This is a genomic window from Streptomyces sp. SDT5-1 (assembly GCF_052245995.1).
Classification (GTDB): domain Bacteria; phylum Actinomycetota; class Actinomycetes; order Streptomycetales; family Streptomycetaceae; genus Streptomyces.
The window spans coordinates 1-15,339 of record NZ_JBQQCQ010000002.1 but is presented as its reverse complement, the minus strand read 5'-3'; the positions used below and the strand labels follow the sequence as shown (position 1 = coordinate 15,339).

General features: G+C 71.8%; 19 protein-coding genes and 1 pseudogene. All 20 read right to left on the bottom strand.

Annotated elements, in window-relative coordinates; all coding sequences use genetic code 11:
• Positions 1-35 precede the first annotated feature (35 nt).
• Positions 36-1,535, bottom strand: coding sequence for a ParB/RepB/Spo0J family partition protein (locus ACTWJ8_RS39850; RefSeq protein ID WP_443265222.1), 1,500 nt, complete (start codon positions 1,533-1,535; stop codon positions 36-38).
• 353 nt (positions 1,536-1,888) lie between these two features.
• Positions 1,889-2,119, bottom strand: coding sequence for a hypothetical protein (locus ACTWJ8_RS39845; RefSeq protein ID WP_443265220.1), 231 nt, complete (start codon positions 2,117-2,119; stop codon positions 1,889-1,891).
• Positions 2,116-2,586, bottom strand: a complete 471-nt coding sequence (locus ACTWJ8_RS39840; RefSeq protein ID WP_443265218.1) for a hypothetical protein — start codon at positions 2,584-2,586, stop codon at positions 2,116-2,118. Before ACTWJ8_RS39840 ends, ACTWJ8_RS39845 begins: the two co-directional genes overlap by 4 nt.
• Positions 2,587-2,657: 71 nt before the next feature.
• A complete protein-coding gene (locus ACTWJ8_RS39835; RefSeq protein WP_443265216.1) occupies positions 2,658-3,767 on the bottom strand; it encodes a hypothetical protein in 1,110 nt (369 codons plus the stop codon).
• Positions 3,768-3,858: 91 nt separating this feature from the next.
• On the bottom strand, positions 3,859-4,776 hold the full coding sequence (locus ACTWJ8_RS39830) for a DUF3560 domain-containing protein (RefSeq protein WP_443265214.1): 918 nt from the start codon (positions 4,774-4,776) through the stop codon (positions 3,859-3,861).
• Positions 4,777-4,865: 89 nt separating this feature from the next.
• Positions 4,866-5,204 carry a hypothetical protein gene (locus ACTWJ8_RS39825; protein WP_443265212.1) on the bottom strand — a complete coding sequence of 113 codons (339 nt, stop codon included), beginning with the start codon at positions 5,202-5,204 and terminating at the stop codon, positions 4,866-4,868.
• Positions 5,205-5,339: 135 nt separating this feature from the next.
• Positions 5,340-5,726: a hypothetical protein gene (locus ACTWJ8_RS39820; protein ID WP_443265211.1), complete on the bottom strand. Its 387-nt coding sequence runs from the start codon at positions 5,724-5,726 to the stop codon at positions 5,340-5,342.
• 35 nt (positions 5,727-5,761) lie between these two features.
• Positions 5,762-6,358 carry a hypothetical protein gene (locus ACTWJ8_RS39815; protein WP_443265210.1) on the bottom strand — a complete coding sequence of 199 codons (597 nt, stop codon included), beginning with the start codon at positions 6,356-6,358 and terminating at the stop codon, positions 5,762-5,764.
• A 153-nt stretch (positions 6,359-6,511) separates the two neighbouring features.
• Complete coding sequence (locus tag ACTWJ8_RS39810) at positions 6,512-6,943, bottom strand: hypothetical protein (RefSeq protein ID WP_443265208.1); 432 nt, start codon at positions 6,941-6,943, stop codon at positions 6,512-6,514.
• Between the two features lie 52 nt (positions 6,944-6,995).
• Complete coding sequence (locus tag ACTWJ8_RS39805) at positions 6,996-7,691, bottom strand: hypothetical protein (RefSeq protein ID WP_443265207.1); 696 nt, start codon at positions 7,689-7,691, stop codon at positions 6,996-6,998.
• Between the two features lie 122 nt (positions 7,692-7,813).
• On the bottom strand, positions 7,814-9,343 hold the full coding sequence (locus ACTWJ8_RS39800) for a hypothetical protein (protein WP_443265206.1): 1,530 nt from the start codon (positions 9,341-9,343) through the stop codon (positions 7,814-7,816).
• Positions 9,344-9,491: 148 nt separating this feature from the next.
• Positions 9,492-10,250 (bottom strand): hypothetical protein, encoded by a 759-nt coding sequence (locus tag ACTWJ8_RS39795; protein ID WP_443265204.1) that lies wholly within the window; start codon positions 10,248-10,250, stop codon positions 9,492-9,494.
• 12 nt (positions 10,251-10,262) lie between these two features.
• The gene (locus ACTWJ8_RS39790) at positions 10,263-10,763 is read right to left on the bottom strand and encodes a hypothetical protein (protein WP_443265202.1); all 501 of its coding nucleotides are present in this window, start codon (positions 10,761-10,763) and stop codon (positions 10,263-10,265) included.
• A gap of 80 nt (positions 10,764-10,843) precedes the next feature.
• Positions 10,844-11,602: a hypothetical protein gene (locus ACTWJ8_RS39785; RefSeq protein ID WP_443265200.1), complete on the bottom strand. Its 759-nt coding sequence runs from the start codon at positions 11,600-11,602 to the stop codon at positions 10,844-10,846.
• A gap of 146 nt (positions 11,603-11,748) precedes the next feature.
• A complete protein-coding gene (locus tag ACTWJ8_RS39780) occupies positions 11,749-12,114 on the bottom strand; it encodes a hypothetical protein (protein WP_443265198.1) in 366 nt (121 codons plus the stop codon).
• A gap of 89 nt (positions 12,115-12,203) precedes the next feature.
• Complete coding sequence (locus ACTWJ8_RS39775; protein ID WP_443265197.1) at positions 12,204-12,749, bottom strand: hypothetical protein; 546 nt, start codon at positions 12,747-12,749, stop codon at positions 12,204-12,206.
• A 136-nt stretch (positions 12,750-12,885) separates the two neighbouring features.
• Positions 12,886-13,242 (bottom strand): hypothetical protein, encoded by a 357-nt coding sequence (locus ACTWJ8_RS39770; RefSeq protein ID WP_443265196.1) that lies wholly within the window; start codon positions 13,240-13,242, stop codon positions 12,886-12,888.
• Between the two features lie 210 nt (positions 13,243-13,452).
• On the bottom strand, positions 13,453-13,794 hold the full coding sequence (locus ACTWJ8_RS39765; protein ID WP_443265195.1) for a hypothetical protein: 342 nt from the start codon (positions 13,792-13,794) through the stop codon (positions 13,453-13,455).
• 156 nt (positions 13,795-13,950) lie between these two features.
• Entirely contained in the window at positions 13,951-14,952 is a 1,002-nt protein-coding gene (locus ACTWJ8_RS39760) for a DUF932 domain-containing protein (RefSeq protein ID WP_443265193.1), read from the bottom strand.
• Between the two features lie 133 nt (positions 14,953-15,085).
• Positions 15,086-15,339, bottom strand: a pseudogene (locus ACTWJ8_RS39755) (hypothetical protein); the annotation flags it as partial.

Genomic DNA, 15,339 nt, shown 5'->3' with positions numbered 1-15,339 from the left:
TGCCGCGCCCCGGCGGTGCTCGGTGTCGGGCGGTGCTACTTCGCGCCGGTCTTCTTCTGCTTGGGCCGGTGCGAAGCGACGGCGTCGGCCTCGACCTCGGACAGCACGTAGACGCCGTTGTCGGCCTTGCCCAGCTCCTCAAGCAGCAGCAGCCACTGCGCCGTCTTGGGGTGCAGGCTCGCCCACGCCTTGTTCTCCCGGAGCGCGTACTCGTAGGCGGCGGCGACCTGCGCGAACATCACATGCGCCGTCTTCGACTTGGGCAGCGCCGTGATCGCCTCCACGGCCTCGTCGTAGCTGTCGGCCGTGATGCCCAGGTACGGAGCGATCTCCTTGACGGTGTTCTTGTCGGTGAACGCCGCGTAGAAGAACGGCATCGTCACCAGCGTCGTCTGGGCGAACACCCGCGCCGCCTCCGGGAGGGCCTTGCTGCTGCGCGCGAGAGCGGTGATGTAGTTCTGCCGCATCGTGCGGGCCGCCTTCCACGCCCGGTTGCGGGCCACGGTGTTGGCGCGCTCGGCCCGCTCCTTCTCCGAGAGCTTGTTCTTCGGCTGCCGCGCCTCGGGGCGCACCTTGTGCCCGTACTTCGCCGGTTCCATGCAGTGCCAGACCGGCTGGTGCTCGTCGTCCAGGCGCGCGCTGTGTCCGGCGCAGCCCTTGTGCGCCTCCTCGGTGAGCGTGTTGCCCAGGTTGGTCATCAGCTCCGACAGCGGGCGCGGCCGGTCCTTCTCCGGAAGGTGGTTGTAGGAGTACACCGAGTGCAGCACCGGGATGTCGGCGTCCTTGAGGGCCTGGAGGGCGGCGTCACGCTTGGTGTTGTCCGCCATCTCGGCGTGCAGCGCGTTGATCTCCTGATCCCAGTGCCCGCGCCCGCCCTTGCCCTCCTCCTGGTCACGCGCCAGCGCCGCCAGCAGACGCCGCTCGGCGTTGCGGATCTCGCTCACCTCCGCGAGCTGCGCGGTCTGTTCGAGGTCCATACCCCCGGCGCTCGCCCGGCGCAGCTCGGCGTCGGTCAGCTTCTGGGCCCGCTTGACCTGCTGGGCGGCCTTGCGGCCCAGCCCGAGGGCCTTGGCCGCCACCTTCCGCTGTACCTCGTCCATGCCGACAAGAGACAGCTCGGCGGCCTTGAGGGTGTCGCGGGCGTCCATGCCCTCGCGGTGGTCGTTCTCGACGAGGGACAGGAAGCGGGTCCAGTCGTCCTGGCCGACCAGTTCCCCGTGAACGAAGGCCGGAATGGGGCGCTGCTCGCGCTGCTCGTCGGCGGCGGTGTCGTTCGCGATCTGGGCGGCCTGGGCGCGCCGCCAGCCCTTGAACGCGCCGTACGTTCCGTCGCCCAGCGGGCGGACGCTGATGGGCTCCTGGACGCCGAGGGTCTTGACGGAGTTGATCAGCTTGTCGTCGGGAGCCGGGTCGGTCTCGCGGGCGTTGCACGCGTCGCGGACGATCAGCGACGGGTCCAGGTACTGCGTGACGTGCTGGACCTCGGGCGGGGCGGCCGGGCCGGTGGTCGGAGCGGGAGGGGTGGCAGTAGCCATGGTGGACTCCTGTGAGAGTGACGAACGTTGGGCGGTGTCGGACCGGGAACCAACCGTTCCGACATGTTCCATAATACCTAACTCGTGGTGCTGGGCAACTCAATTTCCCCGGCGCGCCACCGGCGCGGAACGGAACGGAGCGGCGAACGACCCACGGCTGAACCGGACGTTCGGCCCGAGCCGCTCGTGCGCGTGCTTCGTGCAGGCGAACACCGGCCGCACGGGGCCGTGCGTGCGGGGCATCTCGGCCACCACGACGGAACCGGGGTACCCGCAGTCCAGACACCGCCGGTCCTCCGCAGGCGATTCCGCACGCTGCTCGCGGGGACGGGACGACGAAGGGCGCTTCATGATCAGTTCTCCTGAGCGGTCGGTGCGGTGTCGGTGTGTGGACGCCGTTCGGCAGGCGGCCCGGCGTCGGCCTGCTCGGCCACCAGGGCGTCCAGGCGGGCGCCGTCGGCGGTGAGCCGGTCGGCCTGCTCGGCGGCCAGCAGCTCGCCGTACTCGGTGTCTCCGGCCTCGAATGCCCCGGCCATCGCGGCGGCCAGGTCCGCGTCCGTGAGGCCGTCGAACTCGGCGCTCACCGCTGCTCCTTGCGGGAGGCGGCGCGCAGGAGCCAGAAGCCCTGGGAGTGCTCGTCGCTGTGGCGTTGGCCGAGCCTCCAGCCCTCAAGGCGGGCTAGGTCAGGCCACGGCCAGTGCGCGACGCGTGAGGCCCACCCGTCCTCGGGCCGGTGCACCTGGTGCGCGCGGCCGTCCTCATCGACACGGATCAGCACCTCGTCCGAGGGGCTGTCGAGCCGCTTCGGCGCGGCCGTGAGGACCGGGCAGGTCGAGCACGCGCCGCCCTTGGTGCAGAGCCCGAAGCCGCCCCACCGGGCGCGGCGCGTGTCCTGGCTCTCCCACAGGGTCGCCAAGTTGCGCGGAAGCAGGGCGCATTGATCGTCCAGGCCGAGCCCGGCCACGTTGAGCGCGACGCGGTTCATGCTGCGGCCGTCGGGCCCGTCGGGCCCGACGGGCCGGGAGGCCGGGGCGGTCAGGTGGATGGGCATTGCGGTGTCCTTCCTGTGCAGTTGACAGGCGGCGGGAGGCCGCGCGAGGCAGAGGGGGTGCCGTGCGGACGTCAGGCGAGCGGGGCGCCGATGAGTTCCAGGGCCTGTTCGGCGGTGGGGGCGCTGCCGAGGAGCTGGGTCCGGTCGCGCTCGTCCCACACGCGCCAGCACGCACCGCCGATCACGGGCTGCCACGTCAGGTTCCAGAAGTCACTGAGGTTCTTGCGTACCGTCCAGCGGCCCCGCTGGCGCCGCTGGATGCTCCAGCCGTCGCCGAGTTCGGGTATATCCGGCTCGGGGCCGTGGGCGGCCTCGACGAACGCCAGATAGGCCGGGGTTGGTGTGATGCGGACTCGGACGGACTGCGGGTCCGGCCTGCCGGTGTGGACACCGCCCGACTCGTGGGCCTGCCAGCGTGCGCCGCGCTCGCGAACGAAGCCCGCGGCCTGCATCCGCTCCTCGGCGCCGGCCAGCAGAGCAGCCGTCAGTGCGCCCTGGTCCAATGAGCCGTCCACCGGGGCGAACCGCGCGGACGTACCGGCCGCAGGAGCCTCGGTGAGGTTCCACCGGTGCCGGTGTTCCGTACAGCTGCCGTTCCGGTCGAACAGGCGCAGGTTCGCGCCGCCCCCGGCACTGGGGCTGGCGATGCGGATCTCGGCGACGACCGGCCGCACCGCCTGCTCCCCGCGCCGAGAGCGCTCCAGTCGGTCTGCGTCGCTCAGCTGTGGCACGGTCGGCCGTGAGCGCCGCTCGGCGAGCCGGTACGCCAAGGTGCGGGCGTACTGCTGCGTGCGGCGGTGTTCGTCCAGCTCCTGCGTGAGCCGCTCGGCGTACCGGGTGACGGCTTCGGCGGCCTCCTGGGGTAGACCGGTGACCGTTACGGTGACCGGGCTCCCGTTGTAGCGGGGTGCGAGAGTGCGGGTGTCCATGGCCACTTCGGCTGCCAGCACGGCTTCGTAGGTGGGCCGGTACGAGGCGCAGTTCGGGCACGTCGCCTCCGTTCCCTCCGGGAGGGCCCCTTGTTGAGTCGACAGCCCGCACAGCGCGGATCCGGTGGCCCACGCTTCCCACCGGGGCATCCACTGCATGAGGGAGAGGTGGACGTCGTGGGGCTGGTCCGGCAGGTCGAGCCGGGCGACGGGAACCAGGTAGCGCCGGTTCCTGTCGAGTTCCTCGCTCATGGGTTGGTGTCCCTTCTCTCCGGGCGGCGCCCGGCCGCGTGACTGCTGTGCCGGGGCGGGCGTGGTGCACCGCCCCGACGGGATGGGGTGTTCAGGCGTCGTCCGTGGCGTGGGAGCACCGCAGACCGGTGATCTCCTCGTAGCCATACCGATCGGTCCAGCTGTAGCCGGTGGTCACGGAGACGGTCTTGGGGTTGGCGCGTACGACCTGGCGCCACTGGCCGCGCACCTTCACCTGGTCGTCGCGGTGCACGTTGCTTTTGGTGTAGCGGCCGAACCGGCCCTCCTGCGTGGCCTGCTCCAGTACGGCCCGGTCGCCGTCGATGCGCTCGACCAGTACGGCGCGCTCGCTGGCGTACTGCTCGCGCAGGTCCTCGCCGGCGTCCGCGTCCAGTTGTGCGATCTTCCGGTCCAGGGCCCGCAGTTCGGTCTCCATCCGGTCAACGCGCCGGGCGGTGACGTCGGGGCGCTCCTTGTATGCCTCGGCCCGGCGTGAGCCCTCGATCCGGGCGGGTATCCGCTCGGCCTCCTGGGCCGTGAGCGCGCCCCGGATCGCCGTGTTCACGCTGCGCTCCAGCAGGTTGCGGTGTGCCTGCCCCTTCCGGCCGGGGGCGACCGGCTGCCCGAGGGGGAGGTGTTCCACCATCGCGTCACTGGCCCGGTGCAGCGCCTGCGCCTGCTCGCCGAGTCGTTCGGCCTTCTCGGACAGTCGAGCGCGCCGGTCCTCCAGGCGGTCGTGACGGTCGGCGTTGACTTCCTCGTTGGCGCGTACGTTGTCGTCGATGGCGACTTGGACGCAGTGCCCGATCCCGCGCAGTGCCTCGGCTGCCTTGTTGATCGCCACTCGCCGCGCGGCGCGGTCGCGGCTCTGCCGGATGATGAAGCAGCCGATGGAGGGGGCCCAGCGGAAGCCGTAGCGCTTCAGGACGGGGCCCGCGCCGTCGCCCTTGTTGGTGCCGGTCGCCATCGTCCCGTCTGCGTGCGTGTGGTTGATGAGGATCTCGGACATGCGGTGTGGTCCCTTCTGACGGCGGGTGGTGTGAGGCTGGCCGCCCGGTGGGGGATGTTCCGGGCGGCCAGCAGTGCAGGGAGCATCGGTCAGTGCGTGAGGTGCACGCCGGGGTCGTGTCGCAGGACGGCGTGGGCGGCGCGGACGGCGGCCAGCGTCTTGGGCGAGCACTCGCGCCAGCCGCAGGCTTTGGCGGCGTCGAGGATCTCCAGGTCGGCGACGGGGCGGGCGTGCGCGCCGGTCCGCATCAGGTGCACGGTGATGGCCTGCACCTTGCGGGCGCGGTTGTAGGCGATGCACTCCTCACCGGACGCGCCGGGCATGGCCTTCTTGGCCTCGGGCGGAAGGTCGGGCGTGAACGGGGCGTTCAGGGCCCGGCTGATCGTGACGCGGGCCGGTCGGAACAGATGGCGGATGGCTGCAAGCACGGCAACTCCTCGGAGAGGGACGGAGGGAGCGGCACCCCCTTGCGGCAGGTTCCATAATACCTAATCCGTGGTGGGTGTCGACCTGTTTTCCGCGTACGCGCCCCTCCCCGTGGTTCCCGTCGGGAGAGGCGCGCCCTAGCTCCGGGGCGCGCCCGCTTCGCCGCGCGTCTCCGCGCGCTCGGACAGCTCGCGGGCGCGGGCCAGGGTGTCAGCGTGCTCGGCCAGCTCGCGGGCCACAGCCCGCGCCCCCTGGTGGGCCTCGCCGCCCGGGTAATGGCGCTCCAGGCTGGCCGCCAACTCCTCGGCGATAGCCACGGCCCCGTCAAGCGCGTTGGCGCGCACGCCCGCGAGCAGCGCGTTAGCGCGGTCGTCGGTCATGCCCCGGGCGTCGAACAGCAGTGAGTGAACAGCCTCGTCGGGCGTGCGCTGAGCGCCGCACGACCGGCAGGCCGTCCCGTGCTCCCAGGTGTGCCCGAACGGGTGCTGAGGACACAGCCAGCCCGTGGTGTCGATCTCGTTCATGTACAGCCTTCCGGCTCGGTGGGGTGTGGGCGGGGCTACGGGAGGATCAGCCGGGCGGTGTCGGCGTCCGGCGCCAGCAGGCGCTTGTGAACGAGGGTGTGCGGGAGAGGCGGTCGCCCATACGTCGTGTGCGCGTAGGTCTCCCCGGCGCGGTGCTGTACCCGTGTCGGGTCGGCTCGGACCACCCCGGACGGCGTCAGTGTCAGCCGGTCCAACAGGGTGTGGTGTCCGTCCGCGTCCCACCGCAGGTAATGGGTCTTCAGGTCGGGCACGCCGTGCGCCGTGACCGACCACATCGTGGCGGTGGCGCCGGGCCCGGTGTACTCCACGGCGCGCGGCGCGCTCACCTTCGGCGGTGCGTCGGGGAGCGGCGTAAGCGTCCCCGCCCACGTGATCTGCGCGCTGAGGCGAGACGACAGGTGGATGACCAGGGTCCCGATACGGGAGTTGGCGAGAATCTCGGCGACGCGCTCCGGCTCTCCGTCACGGGCACGCGGGTCGAGGCGCAGGACCTCGGCGGCGGCATCGGCCGCCTCGGCGACCGTGCCCACGGGCTCGAACCTGCGGCCCCCCGAACGGTCGGGAGTGGTGAGCGTGAGCGCATACGCGTGCGTGATCCGACGAGTCCTCATCTGGCACAGCTCCTGGGTGATTTGGCGGGGCCGCTGGGCGGGCCCCGGACACGGGTTCGGGTTCATGCGGTGTGAGGGGAGGGCCGGCGGGGCCTGCGCCGCGCCACCGGGCGCCGCACCACGGCGCAGTCATCCGGGGCGCGGCGGGCCGCTCTAGTACTGGCTGGCCCACAGCTCCTCGATGGCGTCGGGCCACGGGCACTCGGCTTCGCACCGGTCGTAGGGGCGCCCGCACGCGCACCGCGGGCCGCGCTGGGTCACCTCGACCTGCGACCACGCGTGCCGGTGCAAGGGGGCGCGCCCGGCCAGCCGGATGGTGGCGTCGGTGCACATGTAGTCGGTGTCGACCGTGGCCACCGGCCCGTACACGGTGCCCGTGCCGTCGAAGAACCGGAACCGGTCGCCCAGTTGCAGCCCGTGCACGAACTTCGGCTCGGCCAGGTGGCCGCGCCACATGCCCGCGCCCTCGATGCGGCCGTGCTCGTCCAGGTGCAGCCACACCCCCGGCGGGCCGGGCACGTAGGTGATCGGGGCGAGACAGGCGTAGCACTGGCGTACAAGGTGCGTGCGGCGGGGCGCGGTCATGCGTCCTCCTGGTGCTCGGTGTCGGGTGGTCGCTGAGGTGGGCCGGGGGGCGTCAGACCCACGCCGTCAGCTGGTGCTCGGCCCGGTAGCGGGCGAGTGCGGCGGCCGTGTAGGCGGCCGCACGGGCGGACTGCTCATCGAGCGCCTGCACGGAGTGCGTGCGCGTGGCCCGGCGGGCGACGAGAAACCGGCGCTGCTTCTCGCGCAGGTCGCGGCGGGCGGCCTCGCGGTCGGGCTCGGCGGCGACGGTGTGCAGCACCTGCTGGCCCTCGCTGTCCCACAGCACCCAGTAGGTGCGCAGGTCGGCCACCGTGTGGGGCCGCGCCGGGCCGAGCGTCGTGTCGGAGAGGTGGCCTCGCGCCCGCGCGAGCAGATCGTCGATCTCCCGCGACGGGCTGGCGTTGCTGTGCGGGTTGCGGCAGAACCAGACCTGTCCCTGCTCGACGGCCGTCGCGAACTCCAGCGGCCCGAACACGGTGATGATCTCGCGCGCCCAGGCGTCGTGCTCCGTGTGCTCGCGGCTGGCGCGGCGGGCGGCGTTGGTCACCTGGGTCTGCGTCCAGCGCAGTTCGGCGGCCGCGCACGACGTGCCGTAGTACGTCACGGTGCCCTCCTCGTTGCCGTCGGCGTCAAGGGGCATCAGGGCGACGGTCCGCTTGAGGTTCGTGCGGCCGCAGCATTCGCACGTCGTGCAGTCGTCGACGATTCCCTTGATCGTCCACTTCGGGGCGCTGAGGCGGGCAGTCATCCGTGCGGCTCCTACGGGATCGGCGGGCGGGGGAGGAGAGAGGGGGCATCACCCCCTTTCGACATGTTCCATAATACCTAAGTCGGGGTGTGGGGCAACCCGTTTTCCCGGCGTGAGCGGTGCTAGCCGATCGTCCAGGCGGCCCGGATCGCGGCCACGGCGGCGGCGGCCTCGGCGGTCGCGTCCTCCGGGGCGGCGCACGGGTCGCTGCGGAACACGACCGGCTCGGCCGTACCGACGTGGCACCGGATTAACCACGTGCCGGCCTCGCCCTCCATGGGGTCGTCGACGAATGCCCGGTCCTCGGCGGGGGCGTAGACGTACGCGACGAGATGGGGTGTCCCCGCGCCGGGGAAGTGCCTCCCGATCGGGGGAATGACCAACCACGAATTCCCGGCGTCCTCGTCGTGATGGGCGGGGACGCCGTACGCGTCGAGTGCCGCAGTCATCCGCTCGCGGGCCGTGGGCGGCGGCGTGAGGATGAGCCGCGCGAGCCGCCCGTCATCCCAGAACTCCTCCACGGCCCATCCCGCCTTGCGGAACAGGGCGGCGCAGTCCCGAACGATCCGCTCGCGCTCGGCGGGCGGCGGCCCGGTGCGCCAGTGCTCGGCGACGAACCCCAGCACCACTTCGCCGGTGTCCGTGCGCGGGTCCAGGTCGACCCCCTCGCTCGCGCACCGCTGCCCGGCGTCGAATGCGGCGAGCGGTTGTCCGGCCTCGGCGAGAACGCGTTTGGCGGCCTTCACCTGGGGGGCGTTGGCGCTCTCCGGGAGGCAGCCGGTGCGGTGCTGCGCGGCCTCGTCGACGGTTCCCGTCTCCGTCCCGGACGGCGGCTGCTCGGGCGCCAGGATGCGGAAGCGGTGTCCGTCCTCGGCCGTGAGGGTCTGCCCCTCGGTCATGGCCTGGACGCTCTCGGCTCGCCCGTCGACGTTGTCGGCGCGGTAGCCGAGCCCGTGGGCGTCCAGCAGCAAGGAGCTGAAGTACGAGCGGGCTCGCCCGGTCCGGGTGAGACCGTGACCGGCCTCGTCTACGGTGGCGCCGTGGCTGACCGTGACCCACGCGTCGTCACCGTGCGGCGCGCAGACCTGCGCGCGGTAGTGACGGGCCGGTGCGCTCTCGTGGCCCAGCGGGCGCCGGTGCTCCTCGGGTACGCGGGCGGCGGGGCTGTCCTTCCTGACCTTGCGGCGGCTCTCCGTGCCCTTCTCGGTGCACACCTCGTAGACGTACAGGAACCGTGCGGATGCCTCCTCGATGGCGCTGATCTGGCAGACGCTGCCGCCGTTGTACATGACCTGGTCGCCGACGACGAGTTCGCGCGCCTCGACGGCGGGCACCCAGCCGACGTACTGGAGGCGCACCTTGCGGGGCGCGGCGGCGGGAGCGGGCGCCTGCTCGGCGTCCTCGGCGGGGGCTTTCTCGACGGCGGTCGCCTCGGTGGCCTCGTACCGGGCGGCGTGCGGGTTCGTCGACCTCGGCGCCCGGACGGCCTTCGCGTAGTCCTCCTGGGCGCTGAATCCGATGTGCTGGAACCCCTCGCCCTGGCCGAAGTCGCCCCAGGTGACCCACCGGGCCGGGCGGCCGCCCTTGGTGAAGGTGACCCGCTCGCCGGTCTCCGGGTGCTTGGTGCTGTACGTGGTCTGGGCAGCGGTCACAGCAGGTCTCCTGACGTAAGGGAAGGGGAAGTTCGGCGAGAGGTGAAACCCCCTCGCGACATGTTCCATAATACCTAATTCCGGGGGTGGGGCAACCCGTTTTCCGGGACGCACACCCACCCCCACACGAAGCGCGAACCGGGGCCGTTCAGCCCTCAGGCCGCGCGCTGGTCAGTCCGGCGAGTTCGGACCGGAAGCGATCCGCGAGCACGTCCTCGTCGCGCCCCACCTCGTCACTGATCCTCGCCAGCTGCTCACCCTGCACCGCCCGGCGAGCTGCCGTGTCCGGCCCGTCGGCGAGCAAGACCAGCACCACGGGCGCCTGGTGCTCGATGAGCAGCCGCGCGGCGGACCACCAGTAGGCCGTGAAGAACCGGGCGGCCCGGCGGTCCTCGACCGCCTGAGCGGCACACCGGGCCACCGCCTGCTCCTTGTGCTGGATCATGGCGCGCAGCCACCCGATCAGGCGCGGGGACGTGTGGCGCCTGGCACGCTCGCGCAGGTCCGCCAGATCGCTACGGGCCCGGAAGTCGTCGCCCGCCGCGCGCATGAGCTGGGTCAAGGTCTCGGCGGCCTGCGGCGGGGCGGGGTTCCCCGTGGGGCCGGTGACGGACGGGGCCAGCGAGTCGGCCGGCGCCCCGTCGGCGGGGCCGTGCAGGAGACGTCCGGTGTAGTCCCGGCCCCGGACACGGGGCAGAGGCCCGGCGGGCTCCTCCAACGTGGCGTCCGCGCTGCCCAGGGACACGCGCACGGTGTCGAACCGGTCCCACTGACGCGGGTTGTGAGCGACCGTCACGTGCACCGACCCGCGCACCGAACCGGTGAGCTCGTACAGCACCGCGCCGGAAGCGTCCGGCTCTGCCGGGGCGACAGCCACGCGGCCCGACGGGGTCATGACCTCGAACATGGGGGGAACTCCTCACAGCGAAACAGCGGACGGCGAAACAGCAAGGTGCAGGGGAGCGGGCAGTACCGGCGCGGCGCGGGCGAACCTCGGCGGCCCCTCGACCTGGCCACAGGGACGGACCGCACCGGCCAGCGACCCCACCGGCATCGGGTGCAGCCATCCGCGGCGCACCCTCCAGGCACACACCCCTGCCCAGTGACCGTGATCGGTGCGGCTGGTCAGTACCGCGCTGTCCAGCGCGCGGCCCTCCAACGCGAGCGCCAACGCCAGGTGCACCACGGCCAGTTCCCCCGTCGCTCCCGGCACCGGGGGCATGCCGGGGCCGTGCCGCGTCCCGATCGCGACCGTGGCATCGGCGACGGTCCACCCGCCCGGATCCGGGCTCCACCCGGCGAACGACAGGTGATGCGTACCGGCGCCCAGCGCGCGCAGAACGGCACGCAGCGCCACAGCCGCGCGCTGCTCGGCGGGCTCGCTGAGGCGCTCGGGGACGGGGCGCGCATCGGCAGACATGGGCAACTCCTCACAGAATCGGTGCAACGGGGAAGGCCCGGTCGGTGGCGCGTCGCCGCCACCGACCGGGCGACGGCGGCTCAGTGCGAGCGACGGAGCTTGCGCCGCAGCCATGCGGCCGCGTCCATGACGCCGAACACTGGTGTGGTGACCAGCAGCGCGACCGTGAGGGCCCCCACGAGCGCATGAAACTTGAGGGCGCTCCACGCCTGGGGCGCTACCTCGGCGGCGCGCAGGTAGACGCGTGCCAAGGGGCGCAGGTCGTCGCGATCCTCGTCCTCGTGGACGACGGCGAGGATCGCGGCAGCCACCCTGCGCGGACCCGCATCGGGCGGAGCGATGCACCGCAGGTCGTCCCAGTCCCCCATGAAGTAGTCGACGATGTGCCATCCCTCGGAGTCGCGGAATACGGCGTACTCGGCGGTGCTGGACACGACGGTCAGACCGTGGGTCATGGCGGCGACCGTGCCCGTGTGTACGTCCAGGTGTCCGGCGAGCACGAGCCGCGCCTCGACCTGGCGCAGCGCGCGGCGCTCGGCGCTGGGGCCGTGAAAGGCGTTCACACGCGCGCGGGAGTTCTCCCACTCGAACCGGTCATCCCTGCCGTACATCGGCGTCAGACTCGGATTCCAGACCAGCTGGGCCGGTGCGCCGTCCTCGTCGTCGACAGGCCCGCTCTGCCACACCGTCTTCCGGATGCCACCGCTGTGCAGCTCCTCGATGGTCGGCGCGTCGGGAACCGTGGACACGCTGCTCACGCGCCCGTCGGCGAGCTGCTCGATCACGATGTGAACGGTGTCCGGTGCGGTGTTGGTGTCCTGGGGCTGGGTGTACGTCACGGTGTCCTCCTGGAAGAGCGGGGCGGTCCTGCCGGGCGCCTGGCACGCGGCGGGCCTGGGCTTGTACTGAGCAGCAAGGCGGGCGGCACCGGGGGCCGGGGCGGCGGAAGGTTGCCGCCGCCCCGGCCCCTGCGATGGGGGGGGGATCAGACCCGGCGCAGACACACCAGCGGGATGCCGTCCATCTCCAGCTCCGTGACACCGGCCGGTACGAAGATCTGGCGGCTGCGCGCGTGCCGGAGCTCACGGGTGGACTCCGCCGTGAACTTCACGGTGGCGCTCCGACCGTCGATCTCCTTCACGGTGCCTCGGTGTCCCTTGAGCGCGGCGGGCTTGATGTTGACCACCTCGACATCGAGCCCGACGACGATCGCGGCGGCGGCCTGCTGCCGGAGCGCCTTCCGGCGCTCCTTCATGACCGCGAGAATGCGGTCGCAGTCCGCATCGCTGGCCTCCGTCGCGATGTACGTCGTCAACGTGCTGAGGGTGGGAGACTCGGCAGTCTCAGACATGAGAAGAACTCCTCTGCTCTCGGTGGGTTGACACCGGCGGGGATTGCGCCGGGGATCGGGGGGCCTGCGCCGGGGCGCGGGCGGGCCGTTCAGCGGCGTGTGCACGGACGCGTGGCGTCGTGCGCTGCGGCCGCCGCGTTGCGCGCGTGCTTGCGGTGCAGCGCGTACACGGACTCAAGAGCCGCAGTGACTACGTCGCGGGTGGTGGCCGTGGCGAGCACTCCATGCGCGGCGTCCAGGCGTTCGAAGATGTGCGCTTCGGCGTTGGCGAGCTGGCGGCTCGACGGGTTGCACCGCTCGGGCAACTTGGCGCGGACCCTGCCGCCGAGCGGTGCGAGTACGTACGGCAGCGGGGCCGGAAAGGCCAGTTCGGGATGGTCGAAGGTGAGTTGGTCGGCTTCGTACAGGGCGAGCAAGGCAGCGCGGGGCACCATGTTCGTGGCGGTGGCGCCGTCGATCACCGGGGCGTCCTCGGTGTCGAACGCCGTCGCGGCGGTGTCACACCTCTGCGCGATCTCGGCGTACGTGCTCTGCGCCTCGCGGGACGTGCCGGGGGCGGCCGCCTGGCGGCGCGCGATGTCCGCAATGACCGTGGCGCAGTGTGCGGCAAGGCGGGCGGTGTGCGGGATGGTCACGGGGTCTCCGTCTCCGGGCAGGCTGGGGCGCGCGGCGGCGGCCGGCCTCGAGGGCCTGGCCGCGCGCTGCGGCGGGGAAGGAAGGATGGGGCGGGTTCGGCGGGCGGTCTCGCCCGGTCGGCGGGGTGGGCCGGTGTCAGTCGGCCTTGCGTAGGCGGGTGAGATGGAATCCGCCCTTCGTCCACTCCGTCACGCCGTCGGGGACACGGATTGCGGGGCTGGGCTCGCGGCGCAGCGCCTCGGTGGTCTCGGGCGGGAAAGTCAGCGCTGCGCGGTTCTCCTCGATGCGCGCCACGCGGCCGCGCGTTCCGTTGAACTCGGGCGGCTCGACGTCCAGCACTTCCACCACGTCGCCAATCCTGATCGCGGCGGCGAGCGTCTTTTGCCGGTCGTGCACGACGGCGAGGATGTGCCAGCAGTCCTCTTCCTGCGCCTCGTTCTCGATGAACCGGTTGATGGCTCTCAGATCGGCGGTGTCGGTCGGGTCAGTCATGCGAACTCCCGTGAATGAGCGGTGGTGTCGACCGGCGGCGCGCCCAGTCCGGCGCGTGCAGCCGCGGCCCGGCGTGCGGGGTTTCCCTGTGCGCGCGGCTCGCTCCGCGAGCGCGACGCGCCGCCGCTACGCGGCGGGGCCGGGACGGGAGCGCTCCGCGCTTGGCGGGGCGCGGCCGGTGTCGGCTCCGGCCGCGCACTCCGTGCTCGCCTACTGGGCGGCGGGAAGCGGCGTGCTACCGGGCTTGGTCACCTTCTTGACGGGCTGCGCGAACGGGTCGGTGCTGGCCTTGATCCACGCGGCCTCGGACGGAAAGACGGTGCGGCATCCGCCGGTACAACGGTGCTCGCCCGGCTTCAATCCGACCTGCTCGGCGTAGACCGGTGTCGGCAGGTAGCCGACTGTGCCGAAGTGGGAGCAGAAGCCGCGCGCCTCGTGCGCGTGCAGCTCGTCCGCGTGGCGGTCCATCGCGTCCGCGTCGGCGTCGACCTCGCGGGCGCGCTCGTGGGCGGCCTCCATGGCGTCGGCGGCGGTCTCGTCGGTGTAGAACATCGGGGCACTCCGGTTCGTGATCTGCGGGACGCGGCAGAGGGGGCGGGGCGGCGGGCCGGGGTGGGGACCCGCCGCCCCTGGGCACGGCGTGCAGGGGGAGGCACGCCGTGCGGCCTGGGGGCTCGGGAGGGCCTGGGCCCTCCCGAGCGGGGGCGGCTAGACCGTGAGGAGTGAGAACGCCTTTTCCATGGACGCGTCAGCGGTGCCGCTGACGACCCGCTCGGCGCGGGTGATCGCCTTTGCGCTCTCGGTCTTGGCGCGCGCGGGGGCAAGGTGGTTCACGTACTCGGTGATCGCGTTGTATCCGGCCCACCGGGTGCCCCGGCAGTTGGCCTGCGTGTCGGCGAACTGGAACAGGTCGGAGATCGTCCCCCAGCGCTCCTCGCGGTTGCGCTCCGCGATCTTCCCGTCGAAGGTCATCGGGAACACGTTGTCGACCACGTCACGCAGTTCGGACAGCGTGAGTTCCGCCTGGATCATCCGCTCGGCGGCCTTCTCGAACTCCTCCGCGTACTTGAACGTCAGCCCGATTGCCTCGCGAGCCTTGGCGATCTTCTCCTTGACGTTCCCCGAGTGCGTAATGCCGAACTTGTACGGGGTGTTCTGCAGAGCAGCGCGCGCCGTGTTGTCGCACACGACCCGAATGGGCGTGGCCACAACCCAATACTTGGAGCTGCCGTCGTGGGCGTTGATGGCCGCGATGTTCCAGTCCGAGCGGTCCTTGCCGTCCAACAGCATGGTGTGCGGAAGCTTCATGGTGACGAACGTCTTCCGGCCGCCCCGGAGCGACCCGGCCGTGTCGAAGTGCGCGCCCGACTCGTCGGCAAGGATGTTCAGGAACTCGGCGTGATCCTCGTTCTGCACGGCCTTGAAGTCGTTGCCGACGACGCCGAGATACTCGGTGCGCCCGGTCTTGGGGTTGTTCCGCACGCTCGCGAACTGGTCGGGGATCTCGATCGACTCGGCGCCCTCGGTCGTGATCTCCGTGCCCGTAAGCGGGATCTTGCGGACGTTCCATCCGCCCAGGAACGCTTCCCGGATGACCTCTTCGGCGGTCATGAGGCCCGGCCGGATGCTGCCGAGCTTGTGCCATGCGCTCCTGTAGGCGGAGACGAATGCGGCCGTACCGTCGGTGAACTGCTCGATGTGGTCTGGCACTTGGGCCCTCTCGTGTTGACGAACTTCCGGCGATGTCGGGGGAGGGAACCAACCTCCCCCGACATGTTCCATAATACCTAAACTGCGGGGCGGGGCAACCCATTTCCTGGAAGCCCCACCCCTGGTGAAAGCCCTACGCCACGCCGGGCAGCATCCGGGGCACGGGCGTGAGCGACTCCGGGCGAACGTCGTGCAACTTCGGCTTCATGCCGCGCTCACCGAACCGCCCGAGCGAGTACCGCGTACGCGTCCCGCCACGCATGCCGGTCGGCTCCTGCGCCACAGCGCACACCCAATAGAGGCCGTGCATGTGCGTCAGGCTGCCGTGGTACCGAACCTGCGTGTACATGGGCACCGGGCGGTCGCCCTGGACCTGGGCGGCGTCGA

Excerpts from the sequence above, each read along its gene's own strand:
- ACTWJ8_RS39820 (WP_443265211.1), bottom strand. The coding sequence starts at position 5,726 with ATGAACGAGATCGACACCACGGGCTGGCTGTGTCCTCAGCACCCGTTC.
- ACTWJ8_RS39790 (WP_443265202.1), bottom strand. The coding sequence starts at position 10,763 with ATGTCTGCCGATGCGCGCCCCGTCCCCGAGCGCCTCAGCGAGCCCGCC.
- ACTWJ8_RS39780 (WP_443265198.1), bottom strand. The coding sequence starts at position 12,114 with ATGTCTGAGACTGCCGAGTCTCCCACCCTCAGCACGTTGACGACGTAC.
- ACTWJ8_RS39810 (WP_443265208.1), bottom strand. The coding sequence starts at position 6,943 with ATGACCGCGCCCCGCCGCACGCACCTTGTACGCCAGTGCTACGCCTGT.
- ACTWJ8_RS39765 (WP_443265195.1), bottom strand. The coding sequence starts at position 13,794 with ATGTTCTACACCGACGAGACCGCCGCCGACGCCATGGAGGCCGCCCAC.
- ACTWJ8_RS39795 (WP_443265204.1), bottom strand. The coding sequence starts at position 10,250 with ATGTTCGAGGTCATGACCCCGTCGGGCCGCGTGGCTGTCGCCCCGGCA.
- ACTWJ8_RS39840 (WP_443265218.1), bottom strand. The coding sequence starts at position 2,586 with ATGCCCATCCACCTGACCGCCCCGGCCTCCCGGCCCGTCGGGCCCGAC.
- ACTWJ8_RS39830 (WP_443265214.1), bottom strand. The coding sequence starts at position 4,776 with ATGTCCGAGATCCTCATCAACCACACGCACGCAGACGGGACGATGGCG.
- ACTWJ8_RS39805 (WP_443265207.1), bottom strand. The coding sequence starts at position 7,691 with ATGACTGCCCGCCTCAGCGCCCCGAAGTGGACGATCAAGGGAATCGTC.
- ACTWJ8_RS39815 (WP_443265210.1), bottom strand. The coding sequence starts at position 6,358 with ATGAGGACTCGTCGGATCACGCACGCGTATGCGCTCACGCTCACCACT.
- ACTWJ8_RS39835 (WP_443265216.1), bottom strand. The coding sequence starts at position 3,767 with ATGAGCGAGGAACTCGACAGGAACCGGCGCTACCTGGTTCCCGTCGCC.
- ACTWJ8_RS39770 (WP_443265196.1), bottom strand. The coding sequence starts at position 13,242 with ATGACTGACCCGACCGACACCGCCGATCTGAGAGCCATCAACCGGTTC.
- ACTWJ8_RS39850 (WP_443265222.1), bottom strand. The coding sequence starts at position 1,535 with ATGGCTACTGCCACCCCTCCCGCTCCGACCACCGGCCCGGCCGCCCCG.